Source organism: Thalassospira profundimaris (genome assembly GCF_003326795.1).
Classification (GTDB): Bacteria; Pseudomonadota; Alphaproteobacteria; order Rhodospirillales; family Thalassospiraceae; genus Thalassospira; species Thalassospira profundimaris_C.
The window spans coordinates 84,723-109,970 of the sequence record NZ_JPWI01000016.1; the positions used below are offsets into that span (position 1 = coordinate 84,723).

Here is a 25,248-nt window from a genome sequence, read left to right on the forward strand (position 1 = left end):
TTTGTGGCTTTATACGATGGGGTGAACGCCAGGTCCACCCCACCAAATCAGACGTTTCCGGTTAACAATTCCAACTAGCGCGCGTTATTGAAATCGTCTTCACCATCGCCATTGTCAGAAGGTCCGGACAGTCGAGGAGATTTCTTGTTCTGGTCCCCTGTCAGAGAAGACTGACCATCATCATAGGCAGCTGCTGCGGCCCCCTGATCATCGACATTTTCACCAGAATCCTCTTCGGTTTTGGCAACATCATCGTCTTCCCCTTCATCTTCGTCATCGTCGGCGGCCTGACGCTTTTTGCGTTCGGAAATACGCGCCATGATGATCGAGATTTCATAAAGAATGATGATCGGGATACCCAAACCAACCTGAGAGATAAGGTCAGGCGGTGTAAGGATAGCGGCAAAGACAAACGCAATAACAACCGCATATTTGCGACGCCGTGCCAATCCATCAGCCGTCACGATGCCCGCGCGTGCCATCAAGGTCAGCAGAACCGGTAACTGGAAACACAGACCAAAGGCAAAGATCAGCTTCATCACCAAAGACAGGTATTCACCCACCTTGGCTTCAAGCTGAATGGCAAGCCCGCTATCACCACCAGCATGCTCGAAGCTCAGGAAGAACTTCCAGGCAAGCGGCATAATAAAGTAATAAACAAGAGCCCCACCCAAAAGAAACAGGATCGGGGTCGCAACCAGGAACGGCAAAAATGCCGACCGCTCGTTTTTATAGAGCCCCGGCGCGACAAATGCCCAAAGCTGCCCCAAGAACACAGGTGCAGAAACAAACAGGGCCGCGAAGAACGACACTTTGACATAGGTGAAGAAAACCTCGGTCAACGCAGTGTAAATCATGCGCCGGTCCGGGCCCATCTCGTTGGCCAGAGGCCGCACGAGAAAACCATAGATATCTTCGACGAAATAATAGCAAACAGCAAAGGTGATAAACAAAGCAAGAACCGCCCAGGTCAGACGGTTTCTCAGCTCGATCAGATGTTCCATAATCGGCATCTGTTTGTCATGCGACTGCATGTTCACGCCTGGCTCTCCGGGTGGTCGTTCTTTTTGCTCTCGTTGGCTTTTGACTTGGCGGCAGGCTTGGTTTCGGCTTTGTCAGCGTCACCTTTCGGATCGGATTTTGATTCCGGTTCTTTTACCTTGCTGTCCTTAGCCTTGTCGGTGCTTTTTGGAGCGCCAATGCTTTTATCAAGGAAGTCGGCACCACTGGTCGGCGCACTTGTGACCTGTTTGCGCAGATCATCAAGCTCAGCTTCGCGGATGATATCATCAATGCCACTTTGGAATTCTCGTGCCATTCCGCGCACTTTTTTCCAGTAGCCTGCCAACTTGTATAGAAGATGAGGTAACTCTTTGGGGCCGACGACGAACAAAGCGACGACGGCCACAAGAGCCATTTCGGTCCAGCCGATATCAAACATTTGACACGCCTATCTGAAGGAAATCCGACAGACGATCAGGATTTCACGGAATCCTTGTCTTTGCTCTCGGAAGAAACCGATGCAGAGGTCGTGTTTTCGATGGTCTTGGCCGAAGCGGCCGCATCTTCTTCTTTTTCGTTGATGCCCGCTTTGAAGCTCTTGATGCCTTTGCCCATGTCACCCATCACTTTTGGCAGTTTACCCGCGCCAAAGATGATCAGGACAATCGCAAGGATCAGAACGATTTGCCAAACGCCAATACCCATAACTTCAATCTCCAAAGATCCATTCTGCCTTCCGGCGATGTGCTCGGATAATGGCAGAAAGCCCCCCACTGTGCAATGCGACGGATGGATTAAAAACCGGCACTACTTACATCTGTTGATCATAGTCAATCTGACAGTCCGCCCTGTTTTTCGTCCAAGGAGCAGTTCGTCACATCAGGACATAGGAAACACGAAGGTCATCTCGGGATCAAGCGTTATAGCAACCGATTTCTGATTTAATGTCGAAAACCGCCGCGGGACACGTGCATGGATGTGGAAACCCGACTCAAGCGTTAAATGCATCAGGTTCACCTCGCCCAATGCGCGCACCGCATCAACATTTGCAAGAATGTCATGACCATTGACAGCTTTGCCAATATGAAGCCCCTCAGGGCGCACCAGAACATCGACACTCGTACCGTCAGCATAAGCAACATCTTCAAGTATGCCTACCGGGGTCGAAATGGCACCATTGGCAACAACTGACGGGAAATGGTTCACTTCACCAAAGAACGAAGCCACGAAACGGTTTTGCGGCTCGAAATACAGTTCCTCCGGTGTGCCGTCCTGCATGATTTCACCTTCGTTCATGATGATGATCCGGTCGGCCATATACATGGCTTCTTGCGGGTCATGGGTTACCATAACCGTCGCAATCCCGGCATTTTTCAGCACATGCAAGGTCGTGTCACGCAAATCGGCACGCCGGGCAACATCCAGCCCTGAAAACGGCTCATCAAGCAGCATGATACGTGGTGTAGGTGCCAACGCGCGCGCCAGCGCAATGCGCTGTTGCTGTCCCCCGGAAAGTTCGTGCGGAAAAGCATTCTCGTAATCGGCCATGCCAACCTGCACCAATGCCCTTTTTACAGCAGCGCTACGATCGGCTTCTGTAAAATGGCGCAGTCCGAATGCAATATTCTTTGCGACATTGAGATGCGGGAACAGTGCATAGTCCTGAAACACCATGCCAACGCCGCGCTTTTCCGGCTCCACATAATCACCTGGACGGGCAACAACCTGGTCGCTCACCGAAATTTCCCCGACCTGAAGTTTTTCGAGCCCGGCAGCAAGACGAAGGGCCGTGGTCTTCCCGCAGCCAGACGGTCCCAACAAACAAACAAGTTCCCCGGGGGCGACATCGAAACTGATATCACGCAAAACCCGGTTTTTCCCGAACATATGCGAGACATTCGACATCTTAAGGCCGTCGGTCATTCAAATTCTCTTTTAGCTGCAATGGTCGCGCACCTGCAGGTGCAAATGATTTGCGAAATCTTTCTGAAACTTAAGGTCACCGTGCCTATGATGCAAGAAGATGGATCAATTCAGGTCATCTTCTTCATCAAAAAGCTCATTAGCGGACACTGACTGGCTGTCAAAGTCCCGGTCATCCATCAGGTTCGGATTGTCCGAATAGATTGTTTCATCAAGCTCTTCGAGATTGCGCGTGGTAAGAGCCTCTTCCACGACAGCATCCGCAACCTCGCCATCATCGACCAGATCAGGCAAAACATCGTCATCAGAATTTGCGCCATAGCGGCCCATACCGGGTCTGCTATCAAGAAGTCCCGCAGCCTTGAGATCGGCAAGTCCAGGAAGATCATCGCGATTTTCAAGACCAAAATGATCCAGAAAGTCGTCTGTGGTTGCCCAGAGCACAGGCCGTCCCGGAACACGTTTACGTCCGCGCGGACGGATCCACCGTGCTTCAAGAAGGATATCGAGCGTCCCCTTTGATAGAGCCACACCACGGATTTCCTCGATTTCGGATCGGGTGACCGGTTCGTGGTAGGCAATGATCGCAAGCGTTTCGAGGGTTGCACGCGTCATCTTCTTGGCTTTCTCGACTTCGATATGAAGATCGCCTGCAAGGTCGACCGCCGTCCGGAACGCCCATTTTTCGCCGACACGATTAAGATTGATGCCCCGCGCGGCATATGTTTCCGACAGCGCATTCAAAATGGCTGCGACATCTGTACCCTCGGGCAGACGTGCCGCAATGACGCGTTCACTGACCGGATCGGCCGAGGCAAAAAGCACGGCCTCGACAATACGAATATGCTGAAAATCAATATCAGGCGCGCTTTCGACACCTTCAATTTCAAGCTGTGCGTTATCGCTCATTTATATGCCCCTGCCCCTTAACCCCTGATCAACTCGTCGTCAGACGCGGTTGGCCGCGGCAAATCCCCCTCACGCGGCTTTTGCGGTGAACGCAACAGAATTGGTCCAAATACCTGTTCTTGCAGAATTTCCAGTTCGCCGTCCCGGCACATTTCAAGACTTGCGACGAAATGTGCCGCGAGTGCTGATCGCGCCTTCAGCGGTGATCCCAAGCCGCGCGGCATGAATTCCAGAAGCTTTGTCCAGGTCGGGACCACACGTCGACCAAAAAGATCACGCAGACGCTGAATGGCATCATCCATGGCATACAGGTCGAATGCCTCGATTTCGAGTGTCTTGCTTTCCGATGTCAACATGATGCGCGCATATGACTTCAGAAGATCATATAACGACGCATCATAGACCGACGCCGTCGTCACGCGGACTTCTTCGGGGGCGCCACGCGCAAAGAAATCACGACCAAGGTTTGGGCGTTCAAGAAGCTTTTCACCGGCTGCCTTCATTGCTTCAAGACGTTTAAGCTGGAAGGCAAGAAGTTCAGCCATTTCTTCGGCACTGAGCTCTTCCTCGTCAGTTTCCTGCTTGGGAAGCAACAGTCGCGATTTGAGGTAAGCTAGCCAGGCCGCCATCACCAGATAGTCGGCAGCCAGTTCCAGGCGCAACCCTTGGGCCGTGTTGATGAATTCAAGATACTGTTCTGCCAGATCAAGGATCGAAATCTTGATGATGTCGACCTTCTGGTCTCGTGCCAGTTCAAGCAGAACATCAAGCGGACCTTCGAAACCGTCTAGATCAAGGATCAAACGTTCGGCAAGGCTCGGTCCGTCTTCATCGACCGGCTTCTTGTCGAACACCTCGTCCGGAATTTCCAATTCGAACTGGTCTGCCATATGTCCCCGACTGCCCCCGTCTCGCACTGGAAATCAGGCGAAGATATTCGCCAAGAGTCTTACCAGCCCACCGGCCGGCTCAATCACCAGCCATTGAAAGATCAGCAGGTCAATTCCAAGTTTGGCTGTTACGTAAGGCAGCAAAAAGACCAGACCGATCAAAATGATCATGCCGGTTTTTTCCATGCGCGCCAAGACCCCCGCAACTGGCATCGGAGAAATCGCGGTCAGCACACGCCCGCCATCAAGCGGCGGGATCGGCAGCATGTTGAAAACGGCCAGAATACAGTTAAGCCAGATCGACTGGTTCAACGTTGTTGCCAACCAGTCATTCACTGCTGGCGAAAAATTCGGCAGCCACACCATAAGCAGGATTGATACGATAGCCAGCAACACATTGGTCGCGGGTCCCGCGACAGCCACACCGATAATGCCCAAACGCTGGGGATGAAGGCGATGAAAAGCGACCGGAACCGGTTTGGCATAGCCGAAAAGGAACGGCGCATTTGTAACAAGCAGCAATCCGGGTATCAGAACGGTTCCGACCGGATCAATGTGACGGATCGGATTAAGGCTGAGACGTCCCATGCGCTGGGCCGTGTCGTCACCAAACAGCTTTGCCGCAAATCCGTGCGCTGCTTCGTGCAAAGTAACAGCAAACAGAACCGGAATGACCCAGGTCGATGCAGATACGATCAGTTCGATAATATCATTCACGTGTTCGCGCCTTCGGATTGCCAGACCGGTGCAAGTAATTCAGCCAGGCGCAAGCGCCAATCTGCTAACTGCGTAGCAGACGGTACGTCGGTTTTAAAGGCAGCGATCTGGTTGGAAAATGTTTGTGCTCGCACCAAGGCAGCCCCGTTCAACAGTGGCGCCATTGACACGACTTCTTCCATTTCGGTTCGCTTGCCATTGCAGTGAAGTGCAACATCGCACCCTGCCCTCAGACATTCGTGCGTACGGCTGGCGATGGACCCACCAAGTGCCTCCATGGATAGGTCATCGCTGATCAAAAGGTTCTCGAACCCGATTTCGCTGCGAATGACATCATTGATCACGGTTGGCGATACCGTACCAGGACGCTGATCATCAATTGCTGTAAACAGCAAATGCGCAGACATCGCAGCAAGAACATCTTTCATCTGCACAAAAGGCGCAAAATCAAGCCGTGACAATTCCGCACGCGAGGCAGAAACGACCGGAAGATCCTTGTGACTGTCGACCGAAGCACGACCATGCCCGGGAATATGCTTGATAACAGGGGCAATACCACCGTCAAGCAGACCGGCGGCAACCGCACTTGCCAGCATAACAACCTTCTGAACATCGGCACCATATGACCGGTCACCGACAACGTCACTCATCCCCGGAAATCTCAAATCCAGAACCGGCGCACAGGTTGTATTGAAACCGGCCTCACGCAAATCCATCGCCATCAGACGTGCATTGATATAGGCGGCTTCGCGGGCATCTTCCGGGTTTGAGTCAAACAACTCGCCAAAAACGCCAGCTGCCGGGATTTTGCGCCAATGCGGCGGCTTGAGCCGCATCACACGTCCGCCTTCCTGGTCAACAAAGATCGGAACGTTGCTGTTGCCCACCGTTTCGCGAAGTGACGCGGTCAGTGCGCGAACCTGAGTACGGTCTTCGACATTTCGTGCAAAGAGAATGAAGCCATAAGGGTCGGCTTCGCGAAAGAAGCCCTTTTCCCAATTACTCAATTCTGTCCCAGCAACACCCAAAATACAGGCGCGCGGCTTTTTGACTTCAAGGCCGGACAATGAGGCACCCCACATTGCGTTGTTTCAGATCACTACACAGCTTTTCGGCCGCAGCTGAATCGGCCAAAGGCCCCGCCTGCAAACGATAGAACACGCCCTTGTCCCCAAGGTCGGTGCGCTGTACGAACATCTGAAGAGTACCAAGCAAGTCATTGTTTTTCGACGATAATCTTTTCCATTCTGCCGAAGCACCACTTTCATCCCGAACGGACGCCAGCTGGATACGGAAATCATTCATCGAAACCGCCGATGACGGCACCGTTTCCGGCACCGCCGCAGGCTTTGCGCTTTTTGCTTCGGCTTCACGTTCAGCAATAGCTGCCAAAGCCTTTTCGGCATCTGTCAGTTCCGGCTCATTGATTGCCGGAGCACTTACAGCTGATGACGGTTCTACCGTGGCAGCTTCACTTGCATCCGGTGAAACCGATGCGGCTGCTTGGGCAGAGTTCTCTGCAACTGCCGCCGCATCTGGCGATTTGGGAGTTCTGGCTACTTCCGGGGCACGTGGCATATCAGGAAGTTCCTGCAACACCACATTGGCATCCGGATCAACATCATTGAGCTGATCATAAACAGTGGTATTGCGATGCGGGACTTCCATTCCGCCGGGATCATCGGGCCGCAACTTGATCGGAGCCGGGTCTGGCAACAGGATTGGCAGTTTGCCGTCATCCTGAATCGGTTGTCCCTGATTATAAAACCAGTAACCTGCGCCACCCAGACCGCCAATGACGACAGCCAGACCGAAGAATACGGTTATCGCACCTTTTAGCATGCTTTTGCGCGCGGGCTTTTCAGCCGGAAACTGTTCTGCGCGTTCGGCATGAAGGCCACGGCCGTATTCTTCGTTCATATCTTACATCTCCTCGACAGGCTTGACGCCAAGCACCTCAAGACCCGATGCGATTACGGTCGCAACTGCACGGATCATCGCAAGACGTGCCAGCGTAGCATCAAGATCATCGGCAACGATGAACCGCAATGCGGTGTTGTCACGTCCCTTGTTCCACAATGCATGGAATTCTGCTGCAATTTCTGTCAGGAAAAAGGCAATACGATGTGGTTCGTGAGCAATGGCAGCCTGTTCAACGATACGCGGCCATTCAGCCATACGACGAACCAGAAGTTTTTCTTCTTCGGTTGAAAGCTGGCTCAGGTCGGCACCCGACAGAGTGGCATCCGAGAAATCCTGCCCGGGGAAGGCTTCAGCAGCCTGACGGAAGACAGAATTGACGCGTGCATGCGCATATTGAACATAAAAGACAGGGTTGTCTTTGGACTGCTCGGTAACCTTGGCAAAATCGAATTCAAGTGCGGCGTCGTTCTTGCGGGTCAGCATGATGAAACGCACAACATCCTTGCCGACACGTTCAACCACGTCACGCAGCGTCACGAAGGTTCCAGCGCGTTTTGACATTTTGACCGGTTCGCCATTGTCAAACAGGCTGACCAGCTGACACAGTTTGACATCAAGGTCGCCCTCGCCACCCGTGATCGCCTTGGTAGCCGCTTTCATGCGTTTGACATAGCCACCATGATCGGCACCAAAAATGTCGATCATCAGATTAAAGCCGCGCTCGTATTTATCGAAGTGATACGCGATGTCCGACGCAAAATAGGTCCAGCTGCCATCCGATTTTTTCAACGGACGGTCAACATCGTCACCAAACTCGGTGGCACGGAACAGGGTTTGCGGGCGCGGTTCCCAGTCATCGGGCTTTTTGCCCTTTGGCGGTTCGAGAACACCGACATAGATATCGCCTTTTTTCTCAAGATGCTCGAAAGCCGACTGAACCTTGCCAGCCTTTACCAGACCATCTTCAGACGTGAAGACGTCGTGAGACACACCAAGAAGGCGAAGGTCTTCCTTGATCAGTGCCATCATTTCGACGATGGCAAAGCTACGGAATTCTTCAAGCCATTCTTCTTCGGCGGCGTTCACCCATTTATTGCCATCGCGCTCGGCCATTTTATTGCCCGGCTCGACAAGATAGTCGCCCGGATAAAGGCCCTGCGGAATATCGCCAATATCTTCGCCAAGTGCCTCGCGGTAACGCATATGAAGCGACCGTGCAAGAACATCGACCTGCGCGCCAGCATCATTGGTGTAATATTCTTTGGTGACAGCATAGCCGGCCTTGGCAAGCAGGTTGGCAAGAACATCGCCAACAACCGCCCCACGGCAATGGCCGACATGCATCGGACCGGTCGGGTTGGCCGAAACATATTCAACGTTGATCTTTTCGCCCTTGCCAAGATCGCTTTCGCCATATGCTGTGCCGACTTCAAGAACCTTGGAAACCTGTGACAGCCAGAAACGGTCAGCCATGCGCAGATTGATAAAGCCGGGCCCTGCGATCTCGACATTGTCGATGTGATCAAGCAGACGCAGTTTTTCAGCAAGCTTTTCGGCAAGATCGCGTGGTTTCATGCCCGCGGCCTTGGACAACAACATGGCGGCATTGGTTGCGGCATCGCCATGAGACGCATCGCGCGGCGGCTCTACCGTCACGCGTGAGGTGTCTATACCGGCAGGAAGAACCCCATCTTTCTCAAGGCCGAGAATCTGGCTCTCGATGTCGCTTTTCAACAGGCTGAAAACATTCATGACTTTGAACTTTGCATTTTTTTGGTTCTGGTCCGCTGGACCATTTGACAGGGGCTTGTTTTGAGCCATTTCGTTCCAAAACGCAAGTCACCCTTGTCTGGAGTGATTACAGGTTTTGACATTTCAGCCATGCGCGCTAAATAGTGACTTAAATACTGCGATCTGACCGTGCTATCATAACGCCAAGGATCGGAACTACTCCCGTCAGCATTCTGGCGGGTTTGAGACCAAGGAGTGTTGAATGACCGAAGCTTCACGGCAAGTTCAAATGACCGAAAGTGCTGCGAAACGCATCCAGGAACTGATCGCAAGCGAAGGCGCTGCGAACACAATGCTGCGTCTGCAGGTTTCAGGTGGTGGATGCAGTGGTTTTCAGTACGAGTTTTCACTGGACTCTGACACCACTGATGAAGACTGCATTTTCGAAAATCACGGCGCGAAAATGGTAATTGACGAGGTATCCCTTGATCTTCTGGGCGGTGCCGAGATCGATTTCGTACGTGAAATGGTTGGATCTGCTTTCCGCGTGAATAACCCGAATGCCACATCGTCATGTGGCTGCGGATCAAGTTTCTCGATTTGATCCGGATCGGAAAAACGATTTATAAAACGGGGTCCGTTACTTTCGGACCCCGTTTTGTTTGATCAGAACGACCTTAAACACAAAAAATCCGAGGCCCGAATGAAAATCGCCACCTGGAACGTCAACTCGATCAAGGCCCGCCTGCCCAACATTCTTGAATGGTTGCGTGAGGCGAAACCAGATGTTGTCCTGTTGCAGGAAACCAAGACCGTTGATGAAGCATTTCCGGCGATGGAAATCGAGGATCTCGGTTACAACATCGCGATACATGGCCAGAAAACCTATAACGGTGTTGCCATCCTCTCGAAATTCCCGATTGAGGATGTCGAACGCGGTCTGCCTGGAAATAACGACGATGAACAGGCGCGCTATATCGAAGCAACAATCTGCTCAACCACCCCGGTACGGGTCGCATCGATCTATGTTCCGATGGGTACAGCCGTTGGCGATGAAAAGTTTGATTACAAACTGAACTTTCTTGATCGCCTGATCACCCGTTTTGAGAAAATTCATGCCAGCGGTGAAGCCGCTGTTATGGGCGGCGATTATAACATCGCACCGGATGATTCCGACGTTTACGATCCGATCAAACTGCATGAAACCGTTCTTTGCACAACGGTCGAACGCAAACGCCTGCGCACGATGCTCAATATGGGCTTTACCGATGCCTTCCGCACCTTCAATCCAAAAGGCCATCAATATAGCTGGTGGGATTACCGTGCTGGCGCCTGGAACAAGGATAATGGTCTTCGCATTGATCATCTTTTGCTGACCCCGGCGGCGGCAGATCGTTTGAGTGCTTCGGACATTGATCGCGACCCGCGCGGCAAGGAAAAAGCATCCGATCACACCCCGGTCTGGTGCATGATCGACGATTGATCCATGAAACATAACCGGATCAAAAAAAACAAAGGGCAGCGCTCAAAACGCTGCCCTTTCTCATATCTGGTCTATGGACCGGAACTCTTATTCTGCAGCCTGCTGCATCACTGTCCGATAGGCAACAATGTCCTCGATACTAATAACAACCATGTCATGGTTCTGGGCATAGGTAATCAGTTCAGGCAAACGCGCCATTGTGCCATCCGGGTTGGTTACCTCGCACAACACGCCAGCCGGTTTGAAGCCTGCAAGACGCATCAGATCAACAGTACCTTCGGTATGGCCGCGACGCTCCAGAACACCGCCCGCACGGGCACGCAGCGGGAAGACATGCCCAGGACGGGCAAGATCAGACGGCTTTGCGTCATCTGCAATCGCCGTTTTGACCGTTGTGACCCGGTCAGCAGCCGAAACACCGGTCGTGACGCCAACCTTGGCTTCGATGGTGACGGTAAAGCCGGTCCCCATGCTTGACGTGTTGGTTGCGACCATGGGGGGGAGATCAAGCGCAGTTGCTTTTTCATCGGTCAGGCAGAGGCATACAATGCCACTGCAATCACGAATTAGCATCGCCATCTGTTCATTGGTAAGTTTTTCTGCGGAGAAAATCAGATCGCCTTCATTTTCGCGATCTTCATCATCAACAACCAGAACCCCCTTACCTTGGCGCAGATCAGCAAGTGCACGTTCCATACGCGCATGCGGATCGCCAAAGATCGAAAGACCTGATTGTGGTTCAACACTCTGATTCATAACCGTCCTCTACGGATGGGGCTTACGAACCAGGGCAAACAAAGAAAGGCCCGCTTTGCAGCAGAATTGCCACATGGCGGTCGTAGGCAGACGTCAAAACAGTCACGCCAATGCGTTCTTGTCCTGAACGTCACGCTTTATCCTCTCCCATCCGGACTATTACCGTCGGCCCCGGAGTTACACCGGATCTGCTGACCCCAAAGATCGCGAAATCTTCGGGCGCTCGCGGGCTTCCCAGATATCTGGGTTACCGCCGGTCGGGATTTGCACCCTGCCCTGAGAATAAGCGCCGTGTTTTAACGACATAGCCGATCATAATTGATCAACTGTGCGCACTTTAAGAAAGCACCACACACTTGTCAAACATCTAAAAAACGAAGAAAACCTTTGGTTTAAACCTCGGAAAGACGTTTGCCGTTTCGAAAGTGGAACTCGCATCCGTTCTTGCGTGCTTCACGTGGTGCCCACTGACAAACAGCACATCTTTTATCAGTCGAACGGCGCTTGGATTTGCATTCCCGATGAAGATAAGTCCCCATCATCGCATCGATGTAACTACCCTGAAAGACTTCAACGCCCAGACTGCGCCCCATGCGAAGGGCCGTGCGACTGTCGCAACGTGTCAGAATGAGGCTGTTTTCAACAAACAGGTTGGCAAATTCACGAAGCCGTTCGGCAACTTCGGTCCGGCGCGATCCTATGATGTTCTGATCCCAGATCACCTTGATAAAATCGACATTCATCTTGCGTGGAGATAGGAACTCCAGCGCGGGCAATGTTATCCGGTCCAAACCAACCTGAATTCCGGAAGAATGCAGAAATTCGCATGCATCTTCGAACTCCCACCAGTTTGCAATCGCATTTTCCATTGAGAACTCGATAGCAAGGTTCTGAACAAGTTTTCCGTCATCGTGATTGATAAATTCAGCGAACGTGTCGCTTAAAACGGTTTGTACCTGCATGTTCAGATGAAGCCGATCCGGCAGAATGGACGGTGCAATTGATCGGGTAACTTCCATGACCTTTTCATCGAGCACCCTTGATAGAATCTCAAGTTCGCCGGGCCCTTCAAGAAGGAAGCTCGCAAGATGATGCTGACGCAGGTAATCAAGGGAACAATAGATTTCATGTCCCAGAACCTGACGACGGGTGTCGTCGAAACTCAGAATTGCCTGACGGCGACAGGAATCAAAAACTGCGTCGGTCGTAATGGCGCCGCGCAGCATCTCGGCCATATCGAACCGTTCCCAGTTCTCACCCATCATGCGTGCCGAAACCGGAAGACCAAACAGCTTGCCCAATCGTTCGTCGTCATCGGGCCATTTGAAACGGTTCCAGAGATTGGTCGGGATGCTTCCCAACCCCTGACGGTCAATTACTTCTTCGAGCGTTTCACGAACATGATCAACAAAGTTGGAATCGTCCTCGGCCCACTTCCCGCCACGCACGCACGCCAGCATTCCGTTTTCAAGACGATATATCTGGGTGTTTTCAGGAAGGTAGTGGAAAGCATCGCGGGTGATTGCCTGATAATCCTCGGCACCAAGACGCAGTTCAGGCGGGATATTAAGGATACCCATATGCGGCGTTTTACCATTGGCAGCATGCTTCCGCAGGCTTTCGATAAAACGGTTAAGGGTCAATGCGGGTTTCGTCATAAGGGCAGTCATAGGCAGTCCTGCAACAGGTCACTGCCTATGAATATGTATTCGACAGTGTTAATTTACCCTAAACAACTATACCTTCGCATAGCGAAGTTTCCACCATTTGAGCAAGTTCGGCAAAGAAAGTCATCGCCGGAACACCGATCACAAGACCATCTACCTTATCAACAATGCGAAGCCCCTGAAGAGCGTTTGCTGTGAAAACCGCATCAAGTTCCTTAAGCATCTCGGGTGTTTTGGGTTCAAAGTCCACTTCCCGGCCGGTTTCCTCGGCCCACCCAAGGACAAAGCCGCGGGCGAGGCCACAGAGAATTCCGGTATCTTCATCGGGTGTCCACAAAGTATCCCCTTTAATGCCAAAGATATTGGCAGCCGTTGTTTCCGCGACATTACCATCAGCAGAAAGAATGATCGCGTCATCTCCACGGTAGGAATGAGCTTCCTGTTTGGCTGCTATGTTATCAAGGTAATTGATGCTCTTGATACCGCCTGCAACAGAATTGGCATTACGTCGCACTTTCTGGGACGTGAAAAGCTTAAGTCCGACACCAGGATCAACAGGCTCAAACGGAGAAACCGTTATCAGAATGGTCGGATCCGGATCAGCAGGCGGCAGCAAACCACGCTCGCCCGAACCACGCGATACGGTCAGACGGACAACGGCATCCTTGCGACGAACCTGTTCAAACAGGGTCGCAACGATCTCGGCAACGTCTTTGGTTGCTGGTAGAAGATCAAGCGGGAACTCTATCTGCTCGGCATGGAAGTCAAGGCGTTCCATATGCGCATCAAGCCAGGCAATTTTGCCTTCGTGGGCGCGCATGGTTTCAAAGAACCCGTCGCCAAGCAAGAAGCCTCTATCCGTTACCGGAATAGACGCTGCGTCCAGATCACGAAAGCTGCCATTCATCCATACCTGCATCATGCCGTCCCTTCTGTCTTTATGTGCTTTTCAGGAAGAAGCCCGTTTCAGGAAGTTTTCCAACAAGTCGTGCCCCTGCTCCGTCAAAACCGCTTCCGGGTGAAACTGTACACCAAAGATTGGAAGCTCTTTATGCGCAAACGCCATAATTTCCCCTTCGGGTCCGCGCGCAAGTTCGATCAAACTTCCATCCTCGGGCAACTCAACAATTAAGGAGTGATAACGCGTTACTTGCAAAGGATTTTTTAATCCCGCGAACAAATCTGTGCCACTATGGTCAATCTCGGAGGTCATGCCATGCACCGGACGCTTGGCGCGCTTGACCACACCGCCAAAAACCTGCGCGATTACCTGATGCCCAAGGCAAACGCCAAGCATCGGATATTCCGTTCTGAGCTCTTCAACCAGAGCAAGACTGTTTCCCGCGTCATCGGGGCCACATGGGCCGGGAGAAAAGATGATTGCATCGGGATCAAGCTTGCGGACCTGTTCCGAGCCGATTTCATCATTGCGGACCACGATGACACTATGACCTAGCTCTTCGATATACCGGGCAAGATTGAAGACAAAGGAGTCATAATTATCAATAAGCAAGATCACGGTACGACCTCTTCCGCGTCAATACCGAACAGCTCGAACATCTTGGTCGCCTTGACCAGCGTTTCTTCATATTCAAGGGCCGGGTTACTGTCTGCGACAATTCCGCCGCCAACGTTAAAGGCCATACGACCACCGTTCACACAAAGAGACCGAATGGCAATGTTGGTATCCATGGAACCGTCAAAGCCGATAAAGCCAATTGCTCCGCAATAGGCGCCGCGTGTTGTCTTCTCAAGTTCTGTTATGATTTCCATGGCCCGAATTTTGGGCGCACCCGTAATGGATCCCCCCGGAAAACTGGCCTTCAAAAGATCAACTGCCGTTTTTCCGTCGCGCAGTTCACCTGTTACTGTCGACACGAGATGATGAACATTGGCATAGCTTTCCAGCGCACAGATTGCCGGTGTATTGACCGAATGCGGTTTGCAGACCTTGGAGAGGTCATTTCGCAAAAGATCAACAATCATAATATTTTCTGCGCGATCTTTCGGTGAAAGCATTAATTCTTGCGCAAGTTCGGCATCGCTTAGCGGCGTCTCTCCACGGGGCCTTGTACCTTTGATCGGTCTGGTTTCAACCTGTCCGTCCGAAACTTTCAAAAACCGTTCTGGCGAGTTTGACAGAACCGCAAATTCACCGAAATTCAGAAACGCACCAAACGGCGCGGAACTGATATCTCGCAGACGCCGATACAGCCCAAAACGATCCGGCACAGCATCTCGTGAATATTCAGCCCGAATGCTTTGCGATAAATTTGCCTGAAAAATGTCACCGCCAAAGATGTAATCGATGACTTTTTGAACTTCGATTTCGAACTCAGAACGACCAAAATTTGACCGCCATGGTTGAATGCTTGGCGAGTGTGGAGCGGACGGCACCTCAAGAAGCGGTCTGGCAAGACGCAGATACTTTCGCAGCAAGTTCATCCGGTCTGTGGCACGCTGTTCGCGCGCCTTTCCGAAACGTTCGGGCATCCCCGTCGAGATCAGCCACATCTTGCGGTCATTCTGATCAAAGGCGATCACCAGATCATAAATACCGACCGCCATATCAGGCATGGCAAGCCAGTCTTCTGCCACGCGCGGCAGCGTTTCGGTCTGATGTGCCAATTCATAGCCGAAATAGCCGACAGCTCCGCCCTGAAATGGTGGCAGATCAGTCCGGCGCCGTTGCGGGTAGCGCGACAACAGATCGCCAAGAACTTCAAACGGATTTCCCGGGAACGGGAAACCATCCAGTGTCACCTGACCATTTTTTGACGTCAGTTTGTGTAATGGCGAAACAACAATGTAGGAAAATCGATCCCGGTCGCCGGAATCAAGAAAATGACTGTCGGCAAAGGGGGCAAAGGCACCATAAGCATCGACCGGCTCAATATAGGGACATTCTTCTATCAGCATTCAGCGGCGCATTCTTGCGGGAGATACAATTCTCCCCGGTAAGATACAGGGAAGCATTTTTGGCACAAGGCAGGAGACGAAAAATCTACGCGATTCTTCGGGGCTACGGTAAAAAATATTCTTACAGTTGCAACCTTGCCCGGCTTGCCAAAGAAAAAGGCCAACCTTCACAGGTTGGCCTTTTATTCAGAGGACAAAGATCCGATTACATCGCAGCAATACGGTCATAAGCCTCGGTAAGTTTCGCCAGAGTGTCGCGGGCTTCCTCAAGCTTGGCTTTTTCAGTCGCCACAATATGCTCAGGCGCGCGACTGACAAATTTCTCGTTCGAAAGCTTGCCTTCCTGTGCCTTGATATATTTGGTCTTGTCCTGCATTTCCTTTTCAAGACGCGACTTCTCAGCAGCGACGTCAATGAAGTCGGCAACAGAAACAAAGACGGCCACACCGTCAACAACGGCCTGAATGGCCCCCTTGGCGATCGCTTCGACATCGCCCTGCCCCTTGAAGCCGATTTCAGCAACACGTGCCAGACGCTTGACTTGCGCTTCCTGCGCCGAAACAGCGGCTTTCATCGCGTCAGTCGCATCAACCAGATAGATCGGGACTTCGGCGGCTGGCGGCACATTCATCTCGGAACGAACGCCACGGATATCACCAATCAGGCGGATTGCCAGATCAATCTCGGCCTCGGCACTACGATCAATCAGGGCATCGTCAAACTTCGGATAACTTTCCGAGATCAGCATCTTGCTGCGATTATCGGAAATCTGTTCCCAGAGTTCTTCGGTGATGTAAGGCATGACCGGGTGCAAGATCAGAAGAATCTGGTCAAGAACCCAAGCGGTTACGGCGCGAATCTCTGCCTTGACTTCTTCGTCCTGGCCCATCAGAACCGGTTTTGCCAGTTCCAGATACCAGTCACAGAATGAGCCCCAAACGAACTGATAGGCACCACTTGCGGCATCATTGAAACGATAGGTTTCAATCCCCGTTCCGACGGCCTTGGCAGCCTCGACAGTTTTGCCAACGATCCAGCGTGCGAGTGTGGATTTGACGTTTGCAGGATCAAAACCATCAACCGGCTTGCATTCGTTCATTTCCGCGAAACGCGCAGCGTTCCAGAGCTTGGTCGCAAAATTGCGATACCCCTCAACCCGCGAAGCAGCAAGCTTGATGTCACGTCCCTGCGCTGCAAGTGCGGTCAGGGTAAAGCGCAATGCATCACAGCCATATTCGTCAATGATTTCCAAAGGATCGATTACGTTCCCCTTGGATTTCGACATCTTCTGACCGTTCTCGTCACGAACCAGAGCATGGATATAGATATCCTTGAACGGAATTTTCCCGTCCATGAAATGCATACCCATCATGATCATACGGGCAACCCAGAAGAAGATGATGTCAAAGCCGGTAACCAGAACATCGCCCGGATAGTATTTATCAAGCTCGGGCGTCTTATCCGGCCAGCCAAGGGTCGAATACGGCCACAGAGCAGAAGAGAACCAGGTATCCAGAACATCGGTTTCCTGGGTCAGTTCAACGTCCTTACCGTAATGCGCTTTTGCCGCGGCAATTGCTTCTTCCTCGGTTTCCTCAACGAAGATTTCGCCATCCGGCGCAAACCATGCCGGGATACGATGTCCCCACCAAAGTTGACGGGAAATGCACCAAGGCTGGATGTTGCGCATCCATTCGAAATAGGTGTTTTCCCAGTTTTTCGGCACAAAGCGAATGCGACCGTCTTCGACGGCTTCGGTTGCCGGCTTTGCCAGCACTTCGGCATTAACGAACCACTGATCGGTCAGGTAAGGCTCGATAACAACGTTCGAACGGTCGCCATATGGCACCATATGAACAGTGTCTTCGATTTTCTCAAGCAAGCCAAGCTCGTCCATCTTGGCGATGATCTGTTTGCGTGCTTCGAAACGATCAAGCCCCCGGTATTCTTCCGGTGCATTTTCGTTAATGCAGGCGTGATCGTCCATGATGTTGATCTTTTCAAGATCAGCACGTTTGCCGACTTCAAAGTCGTTGAAATCATGGGCCGGAGTGATTTTGACCGCGCCAGACCCTTTTTCCGGATCGGCATATTCATCGGCAACGATCTGGATGCGGCGACCAACGATCGGCAGAATGCAATACTTGCCAATCAGGTCCTTGTAGCGCTCATCATCGGGATGAACCGCAACACCGGTATCGCCAAGCATGGTTTCCGGACGAGTGGTTGCAACGGTGATGAATTCTCCTTCACGACCTTCGATCGGGTATTTGAAATGCCAGTAATGGCCTTTGACTTCTTTCTGGACAACTTCAAGATCTGAAATCGCAGTCAGAAGCTTCGGATCCCAGTTCACCAGACGCTTGTCGCGATAAATGAGGCCCTGTTTATGAAGGGTAACGAAAACCTTGCGAACAGCGGCAGAAAGGCCTTCGTCCATGGTAAAACGTTCACGCGCCCAGTCAGGCGAAGCCCCAAGGCGACGCAACTGGTTGGTGATTGTACCACCGGATTTTTCTTTCCATTCCCAGACCTTTTCAACGAACTTCTCGCGGCCAAGATCATGGCGCGTCACATTCTGTTCGCCAAGCTGGCGCTCAACCACCATCTGGGTGGCGATACCGGCATGGTCGGTTCCGGGTTGCCACAGGGTGTCCTTCCCATTCATGCGGTTATAACGGATAAGGATATCCTGAAGCGTAAAAGTCAGCGCATGCCCCATATGGAGGCTGCCGGTCACGTTGGGCGGCGGCATCATGATGACATAGGGATCGGCACCTGATGCCGTATCGCAGGCAAACGCCCCCGACTTTTCCCATTTATCGTAAAGTCTGCCTTCAACGTCGGCCGGGCTGTAAGTCTTCTCCAACATGGTCTTTTGATCCGCTGCGGGTTTAATCATTCATACAAAGAAAAAAGCGGCGCACCAAGGGCGCGCCGCTTTAAATCAACTATCGGCTCGCCTACAGGTCTTCGGCGCGGTTCACAATCCGCTCGATTTCCTTCTTCACAAGGCGTTCGATCATATAGGGTAGGTTTTCGTCAAGCCATTCCTTAAGCAGCGGACGCAGCATATCGCGCACCAGATCCTCAAGGGTCGCATGACCGGCATTAACGCCAAGGGCAACAGCACGTTTCTTTGCAACGGCTTGTGCCAATTCCGAGATGGTGCCGGTCGCCGACGATTCCGTCATATTCGAAATCAGCGGTTCGTCATCATCGTCATCATAAAGAGCTGGCATTGCCGGTTCTGGCTCGGGCTCAGGCTCTTCGAATTCGTCTTCGAATGGCTCGGGCTCGTCTTCAAGCGGAGTCTCGTCGAAATCGAGCATATCGTCGAGATCAAGCTCCTCCTCGGGCTCGTCGAGTTCGAGTTCTTCGGGTTCATCGTCAAACTCAAGTTCTTCGGGTTCTTCATCAAGAACGAGTTCGTCGATTTCTTCTTCCGGTTCGGGTTCGGGTTCCGGTTCCGGCTCTGGTTCCGGCATCGGTTCGGGTTCAGGAGCGGCTTCCTGTTTTTCTTCATCCCCCTCATCAGCAAGAATTTTGCGGATGGACTGGAGGATGTCCTCCATTGAAGGTTCTTGTTGCCCGTCACTCATAATTAAATTTCCGCACTAGTGTCATTTAACCAGACCGATCCGAAAGTTTGTTCAGGACAGGATGCCAGACACCCTGTCCTGAAAACACATCAGGTCAGTCTGTTCCCCACCACTGGTCCTTGACTTTATTGTAGTTGGACTCAGTGTCGTAAATTTCGACTGGCAAGCCAAGGACTTGGGCATTAAGAGCACCCATCGCCGCCTTGACCTGGAATTCTGCAACCGCCGCATCACGACGCGAACCGACAAGGTCCACACGGGCCTGCAAAAGTTCCTGCTCCTGATCAAGAACATCAAGAACAGTACGCGAACCGACAGATGCTTCTCGTTGAACACCATCCAACGCAACTTCTGCCGACGATACCTGTGCCTGCTGCGATTCGATACTCGCCCGCGCAGTTACAAGGGTTTCCCATGCACTGGTGGCATTCTCAATCACAGCACGGCGTGCTTCATCAACCTGAATGCGCGCCTGACCTGCGGTCTGCTTGGCAGCTCGAACACCGGAATAAACTGCGCCCTGCTGGTACAGTGGCACAGAAACGGATGCGATTATATCAGCGCTGTCGGCCGTAAAATCCTCGGTCGACCCTTCATGCGCCCGTTCAACACCAGCTGAAAGACTAACTTCCGGGTAAAGCGACCCTTCATTCAGACGAATATCAGACTGGGCTGCCTGTTCGGTGTATTGCGCCTGCAGAACATCAGGATGTTGACCCTGTGCAATCGACAAAACATCCGTAACACTGGTTGGAAGACCGGCAAGCGGGTTGGGAATTTCAAGGTTGCTTGGTGGATTACCAACCAGACGCTCATATTGTGCGCGTGTATTTGCCAGCGCCCCCTGTGCCGAAATCAAGTCTGCTTTCGCACCAGCAAGGCGGGCTTCTGCCTGCGAGACGTCGGTACGGGTCACTTCACCAACCGCAAAACGATCCCGGGTTGCTTCAAGCTGACGCTCAAGCACGCGAACGTTGTTCTGGTTCAGTTCAACAACGGCAGTATCACGCAATACATTGAAATACGACGTCGCAACTTGCAACATCACATCCTGTTCTGTGGAACGCAGGGATGCGCGCGCTGCCTGAATGCGTGCTTCTGCACGTTCTGTCTGCGCGGTTGTACGGCCACCACGATAGAGCGGCTGGGTCACGTTCAAGCCGACAGTATAAGGCGTAAGGCTGTTGTCGGTATTTGTCCCGTTGACTTCCGTGTTGTTTTCACGGAGACCGGCATCACCAGTTAATGTAACACTCGGGCGCCAGTTTGACAGTGCAGCCGAAATCTCTTCGTCTGTCGAGCGCAACGATGCGCGCCCGGCTTCGAGTGTCGGGTTGCTCTGATATGCCTTAATAAGAGCGTCCTCAAGACTTTCCGCAGATGCGCCACCGGCAACCATTCCTCCGGTTGCAAGGATACTGCAGGTCAGCAAGAACCGTTTTAACATTTATCTACCCTTGTAAAATCCTACACCAAGTCCCGACCCCGGCGCAGTTTCACTCATGGTAACGACGGAAACAAAATTTTCCAACAAAAGAGGCATTTGGAAGCCAAAAAAGTATTTTGCCCGCTTTCTGATCGTTACATCGTTTAATCGTAGCGCATCATATCTGGCGCAATTTGACGCGCCCAGATATCTATACCGCCTGTAACATTAAAAACATCTTTAAATCCATATTCTTCAAGGAAAATCCCTGCATGACGACTGCGAACGCCATGATGGCAGATAACGGCAAGCGGCATGTCTTGCGGCAGCTCATCCAGCCTGCCGTGCAATTCCGATAATGGAATATGCACAGATTCCCTGATCATACAGATTTCAACTTCCCAGTCTTCGCGCACATCCAAAAGAACGATTGGCAATTTTTGTTCAAGGATTTTAGCCAACTCCTGGCATGCAAGTTCCCTAACCATGAAATCCTGACAATCGCGATGAGCACAAAAAGAATTGCCCGGATGGTTCCGGGCAATTCGTCAGATTAAAATACAAAGCTTTCCGCCGGCTCAAAGCCCGGCAGGTATGGAATGTTTGCATCAAACAGATCGCGATGACCAATGACGCCATTTTCACGTTCATAAAGCTTGGCAACACCGACCTTGCCAGCCTCTCTTACAACGGCGAGCAAACGACCACCTTCTGCGATCTGATCCAGAATGGCGGCGGGTACTTCGCAAACTGCACCATCGAAGATGATTACATTATAAGGTGCCTGCTTGGCGTAGCCGGCAGCCAGTTCACCTTCGACAACGATAACATTGTCATAGTTGACTTTCTGGAAGGCTGCTTCGGCAGCACTCGCCATTTCCTTGTTGCTTTCTACAGCAACAACGGTTTCTGCGACGCGCGAAATCAGCGCACTGCCATAACCAAAGCCCGCACCAATCACCAAAGCAACATCTGCCTCAGCGATCTCGGCACTTTGCATCAAGCGCGCAATCACCATCGGCTCCATCGCGAAGCGACCATCACCAACCGGAATATCTTCATCAATATAGGCAATGCCGCGTTTGCCTTCGGGCAGGAACAGTTCGCGCGGAACTTCCTCCATCGCAGCGATGACCAGCGGATCGGTAACCTTGTTGGTCCGAACCTGATTTTCCACCATGTTATGGCGCGCGATTTGGTAATCCATGATTATCTGACCTGAAAATTCTCGCGAGAAACTCTCCGCTTCCTGTTTGATCGTTGTCAAACGCGGTCACGGCAATTGCCCTGTTTATAGTTGCCACATAAGCAACTGACAACAACGGATCAACTCCAACCTGCTCTTTGAGCGCGTTTTTCCGCCAATTTTTACAGAAACAGAAGGCGCGCCCCTACGGTTCAAAGATTTTTTGAAACCGGCACATGATTTTTTGATCTGTCACAATTTTTATCCTCAAATGAGAATGTTATACGTCAGTATTAAAAATATATACCATCGAACTCGATAAATGCACAAATGGAATTCTACAGAACGTGACAGTCTGACAGACCGTGTCATGTGTTTCATCCGGGGGAAAGCAAATCATGCGTGACAATGGACCAGTCACCAACCGCGAAGTCGTCATGAAAGACGGAGATATTCTGGTTTCGAAAACGGATACAGGTGGGCGTATCACCTTTACCAACCAGACGTTTGTTGAGATCAGCGGTTACACCAACGACGAACTTGTCGGTGCTCCACATAACATGATCAGACACCCTGACATGCCCAAGGAAGCATTTGCAAACCTCTGGGAAACCATCAAGGCCGGGACGCCCTGGCAGGGTTTGGTCAAGAACCGCGCAAAAAATGGTGATCATTACTGGGTTCGGGCAAACGTAACACCCATTATAGAAGACGGTCAGGTAAACGGTTTCATTTCCATCCGGACAAACCCATCCGAGGCAGAAAAAAATACGGCCAACCGGATCTATGCCGATATTCGCACAGGGTCGGCAAAGGATATTCGCCTTGAGCAGGGTGAAGTTGTTAATACAGGCCCCAAAGCGAAGATGAGAGAGTTTCTCGCCAGCATCAAAGGCAGTCTCAGCCTTGCTTTCGGAACCATGTTTATCCTGATGCTGTTGATTGGCGGATATGCATTGTATGGCGAATTCAAAACAGAGCAAGCTCTTGAGAACGTCTATAATGACCGTGTCAAACCGTTGAACCTGCTAAAACAGGTATCTGATGACTATGCCGTGTTTGTTGTTGATGCGTCTCACAAAGTCCGCAACGGTAACTTCACGTGGCAGGAAGGTCTGGATAGCATCAATATCGCGGAACAGCGCATCAAGGAAAACCTTGATGTCTACTTTTCACGGAACCTTGATTCTGGAGAAGTCGCAGTCGTCGAGCGCGTTAAACAGCTGCTCCCGCCCGCAGATAAGCTTATCCTGCGCCTCCGCGCCATCTTTAAAGATGGCGACAGAGTTGCACTTGACGCTTTGATCAAGGATGAACTTTATCAGACCATAGACCCGCTCACCGAACAGATTGGCAATCTGTCAGTCGCACAAAACGAGATTGTCGGTGTACAGGTTGAAGATGCCCGTCAGGCATTCTTCATGGCCGCAACAGTTGACGGTGTCCTGATCCTGATCGCAGCAGGCCTGACTCTGATCTATGGCGCATGGCTTATCCGCAAATTCCGTCGCCCCCTGAACGAGATGGCAAAACATTTCGATGCAATCGCACGAAATGACCTGGCCCATCTTATCCCTTTGCCTGAAATGCCTGATTTCAAACCGTTGACTCAGCAACTTCGCGCATTGTATGCAAAGCTTGCATATAATCGTCTTGAACGTGATGAAAATGAGTCCAAAGCCAACAGCCAGAGGATCGGAGCCCTTCGCGGCCTTGCCGAAACGGTTGAAAAAGAACTGCAGAAAGTTGTTCAGTCGATCATTGATCAAACCCGGCGTTTGAATGAATCTGCTGGCGAGATGGCAGGATCATCCGAACGTGTCTCAGAAAACTCCGAGAGTGTTGCTGCAGCAGCACATCAAGCATTGGCAAATGCGGAAACAGTTTCCGGCGCCTCAGAGGAATTGGCTGCCTCCATTCGCGAAATCACCCGCCAAATCGAACAAGCCACCAATTTGACCGCCGAAGCCAACCGGGCGGGCGAAAGCGCAGAGCAAACGGTTACCTCGCTTCAGAACAGCGTGGGCAAGATTGGCGAAGTTGCCGAGCTTATCAGTGATATTGCCGCACAAACCAACTTGCTTGCCCTGAACGCAACGATCGAGGCCGCAAGAGCTGGTGATGCTGGCAAAGGATTTGCCGTGGTTGCACAAGAGGTCAAAAACCTTGCAAATCAGACAGCAAAATCAACGGAGGAAATCACCCGTCAGCTTGGCGAGATCCAGAACGTCACAGATTCCGTTGTATCCACGGTACAGCTGATGACGGCAAGCATTCGACGCGTTGATGAAGTTGCATCGAACGTTGCGGTAAGCGTGCGCCAGCAAGACGATGCAACTCAGGAAATTGCCCGAAATGTTATCCAGACGGCTGAGGCATCAAACGAAGTTACCGAAAAAATCGGTCATGTCGCGTCCGAAGCGCAGGAAAACCTCAACCGTGCAGCGCAAATGAACAAAATCGCCGAGGAAGTGGATGGGAGCATTGCCCAGCTTCGCAACAGTCTTGTTCGAATCGTTCGCACAGCAACACCTGAAGTGAACCGCCGTAAGGATCCGCGTTACGAAACCCAGATATTGGTAACATTAACAATTGGTGGCAAATCCATTCGCGGAAAAACCGTCGACATCTCCACCGGCGGCGCCAAGGTTTCTTTGGCTGAACCGGTAAAGAAAGGCGCCAAAGGTGAGATCACCCTTGAAGGACCGAATACGACGATCCCGTTCGAGGTTGAACATTCGCACGACACGATTGCCAATATTGACTTCGCACCAAGTAAAAACCGCGAGGAAAAACTCGCCCCGTGGCTTGAACGTAAATATGGCAAGAAGTCTGCCTGACACAGTCATCTTCATGCACGCACCCCACCCTGTTGAACCGCTCGGGATTGTATCCCGGGCGGTTTTTCTCGTTTCAGTGTAAATATCAAGCCGTTGTTCAAAAAATGTAAAATTGGGTGCTTGACGGCTCGTATTCTATGAGGCTATACACCGCTCCAGCCAACGCGAAGGCGCGATGGCGGAGTGGTTACGCAGAGGACTGCAAATCCTTGCACGCCGGTTCGATTCCGGCTCGCGCCTCCACTGATCCGGCATAGCTCAGTTGGTAGAGCAA

Annotated in this window: 23 protein-coding genes, 1 tRNA gene and 1 riboswitch; of the genes, 4 read left to right on the top strand and 20 right to left on the bottom strand. The window is 51.8% G+C overall.

Translation table 11 applies throughout. The annotated features are described in order from the left end of the window. Positions 1-74 precede the first annotated feature (74 nt). The 10 genes from tatC to argS all read right to left on the bottom strand — a co-directional run bounded on the left by tatC (position 75) and on the right by argS (position 9,116). Positions 75-1,034, bottom strand: coding sequence for a twin-arginine translocase subunit TatC (gene tatC, locus TH30_RS19785; protein WP_114099805.1), 960 nt, complete (start codon positions 1,032-1,034; stop codon positions 75-77). Between the two features lie 2 nt (positions 1,035-1,036). After that, complete coding sequence (gene tatB, locus TH30_RS19790; RefSeq protein ID WP_114099806.1) at positions 1,037-1,441, bottom strand: Sec-independent protein translocase protein TatB; 405 nt, start codon at positions 1,439-1,441, stop codon at positions 1,037-1,039. 35 nt (positions 1,442-1,476) lie between these two features. After that, positions 1,477-1,707, bottom strand: a complete 231-nt coding sequence (gene tatA, locus TH30_RS19795; RefSeq protein WP_068519123.1) for a twin-arginine translocase TatA/TatE family subunit — start codon at positions 1,705-1,707, stop codon at positions 1,477-1,479. A 174-nt stretch (positions 1,708-1,881) separates the two neighbouring features. Further along, positions 1,882-2,925 (bottom strand): ABC transporter ATP-binding protein, encoded by a 1,044-nt coding sequence (locus tag TH30_RS19800; RefSeq protein ID WP_114099807.1) that lies wholly within the window; start codon positions 2,923-2,925, stop codon positions 1,882-1,884. Positions 2,926-3,030: 105 nt separating this feature from the next. Then, complete coding sequence (gene scpB, locus TH30_RS19805; protein ID WP_114099808.1) at positions 3,031-3,834, bottom strand: SMC-Scp complex subunit ScpB; 804 nt, start codon at positions 3,832-3,834, stop codon at positions 3,031-3,033. 17 nt (positions 3,835-3,851) lie between these two features. Then, on the bottom strand, positions 3,852-4,724 hold the full coding sequence (locus tag TH30_RS19810; RefSeq protein WP_114099809.1) for a segregation and condensation protein A: 873 nt from the start codon (positions 4,722-4,724) through the stop codon (positions 3,852-3,854). A gap of 33 nt (positions 4,725-4,757) precedes the next feature. Further along, positions 4,758-5,441 carry a site-2 protease family protein gene (locus TH30_RS19815; protein ID WP_114099810.1) on the bottom strand — a complete coding sequence of 228 codons (684 nt, stop codon included), beginning with the start codon at positions 5,439-5,441 and terminating at the stop codon, positions 4,758-4,760. Beyond that, positions 5,438-6,523 carry a beta-N-acetylhexosaminidase gene (nagZ, locus tag TH30_RS19820; RefSeq protein ID WP_114099811.1) on the bottom strand — a complete coding sequence of 362 codons (1,086 nt, stop codon included), beginning with the start codon at positions 6,521-6,523 and terminating at the stop codon, positions 5,438-5,440. The genes TH30_RS19815 and nagZ overlap by 4 nt, the downstream gene beginning before the upstream one ends. Beyond that, complete coding sequence (locus TH30_RS19825) at positions 6,495-7,361, bottom strand: SPOR domain-containing protein (protein ID WP_114099812.1); 867 nt, start codon at positions 7,359-7,361, stop codon at positions 6,495-6,497. The genes nagZ and TH30_RS19825 overlap by 29 nt, the downstream gene beginning before the upstream one ends. Positions 7,362-7,364: 3 nt before the next feature. Continuing rightward, positions 7,365-9,116, bottom strand: coding sequence for an arginine--tRNA ligase (gene argS, locus TH30_RS19830; protein ID WP_114099833.1), 1,752 nt, complete (start codon positions 9,114-9,116; stop codon positions 7,365-7,367). 241 nt (positions 9,117-9,357) lie between these two features. On the opposite strand from argS, the gene erpA reads away from it, so the two are divergent. Together erpA and xth are read left to right on the top strand one after the other, a co-directional pair. Continuing rightward, complete coding sequence (erpA, locus tag TH30_RS19835) at positions 9,358-9,699, top strand: iron-sulfur cluster insertion protein ErpA (protein ID WP_114099813.1); 342 nt, start codon at positions 9,358-9,360, stop codon at positions 9,697-9,699. 99 nt (positions 9,700-9,798) lie between these two features. After that, positions 9,799-10,578 carry an exodeoxyribonuclease III gene (xth, locus tag TH30_RS19840; protein ID WP_114099834.1) on the top strand — a complete coding sequence of 260 codons (780 nt, stop codon included), beginning with the start codon at positions 9,799-9,801 and terminating at the stop codon, positions 10,576-10,578. 87 nt (positions 10,579-10,665) lie between these two features. Here the strand turns inward: xth and ribB are convergent, their stop codons facing one another. From ribB to TH30_RS19890, 10 genes are all read right to left on the bottom strand, one after another. After that, positions 10,666-11,334: a 3,4-dihydroxy-2-butanone-4-phosphate synthase gene (ribB, locus tag TH30_RS19845; RefSeq protein ID WP_114099814.1), complete on the bottom strand. Its 669-nt coding sequence runs from the start codon at positions 11,332-11,334 to the stop codon at positions 10,666-10,668. A gap of 135 nt (positions 11,335-11,469) precedes the next feature. Beyond that, positions 11,470-11,622: riboswitch (FMN riboswitch) on the bottom strand. Between the two features lie 104 nt (positions 11,623-11,726). Beyond that, the gene (locus TH30_RS19850) at positions 11,727-13,004 is read right to left on the bottom strand and encodes an EAL domain-containing protein (RefSeq protein WP_114099815.1); all 1,278 of its coding nucleotides are present in this window, start codon (positions 13,002-13,004) and stop codon (positions 11,727-11,729) included. A 58-nt stretch (positions 13,005-13,062) separates the two neighbouring features. Then, a complete protein-coding gene (locus tag TH30_RS19855; RefSeq protein ID WP_258548804.1) occupies positions 13,063-13,923 on the bottom strand; it encodes an aminotransferase class IV in 861 nt (286 codons plus the stop codon). Positions 13,924-13,950: 27 nt separating this feature from the next. After that, complete coding sequence (locus TH30_RS19860) at positions 13,951-14,520, bottom strand: anthranilate synthase component II (protein WP_114099816.1); 570 nt, start codon at positions 14,518-14,520, stop codon at positions 13,951-13,953. Then, positions 14,517-15,920 carry an aminodeoxychorismate synthase component I gene (pabB, locus tag TH30_RS19865; protein WP_114099817.1) on the bottom strand — a complete coding sequence of 468 codons (1,404 nt, stop codon included), beginning with the start codon at positions 15,918-15,920 and terminating at the stop codon, positions 14,517-14,519. The genes TH30_RS19860 and pabB overlap by 4 nt, the downstream gene beginning before the upstream one ends. 205 nt (positions 15,921-16,125) lie before the next feature. After that, a complete protein-coding gene (locus TH30_RS19870; RefSeq protein ID WP_114099836.1) occupies positions 16,126-18,792 on the bottom strand; it encodes a valine--tRNA ligase in 2,667 nt (888 codons plus the stop codon). A 91-nt stretch (positions 18,793-18,883) separates the two neighbouring features. Next, a complete protein-coding gene (locus tag TH30_RS19875; RefSeq protein WP_114099818.1) occupies positions 18,884-19,495 on the bottom strand; it encodes a DUF2497 domain-containing protein in 612 nt (203 codons plus the stop codon). 121 nt (positions 19,496-19,616) lie between these two features. Continuing rightward, entirely contained in the window at positions 19,617-20,969 is a 1,353-nt protein-coding gene (locus TH30_RS19880) for a TolC family outer membrane protein (protein ID WP_114099819.1), read from the bottom strand. Between the two features lie 143 nt (positions 20,970-21,112). Continuing rightward, entirely contained in the window at positions 21,113-21,436 is a 324-nt protein-coding gene (locus TH30_RS19885) for a rhodanese-like domain-containing protein (protein WP_114099820.1), read from the bottom strand. Between the two features lie 65 nt (positions 21,437-21,501). After that, positions 21,502-22,155 carry a protein-L-isoaspartate O-methyltransferase family protein gene (locus tag TH30_RS19890; protein ID WP_114099821.1) on the bottom strand — a complete coding sequence of 218 codons (654 nt, stop codon included), beginning with the start codon at positions 22,153-22,155 and terminating at the stop codon, positions 21,502-21,504. A gap of 377 nt (positions 22,156-22,532) precedes the next feature. Between TH30_RS19890 and TH30_RS19895 the strand changes: the two genes are divergently transcribed. Continuing rightward, positions 22,533-24,974, top strand: coding sequence for a methyl-accepting chemotaxis protein (locus TH30_RS19895; protein WP_114099822.1), 2,442 nt, complete (start codon positions 22,533-22,535; stop codon positions 24,972-24,974). Positions 24,975-25,143: 169 nt separating this feature from the next. After that, a tRNA-Cys gene (locus tag TH30_RS19900) sits at positions 25,144-25,217 on the top strand. Positions 25,218-25,248: the final 31 nt, after the last annotated feature.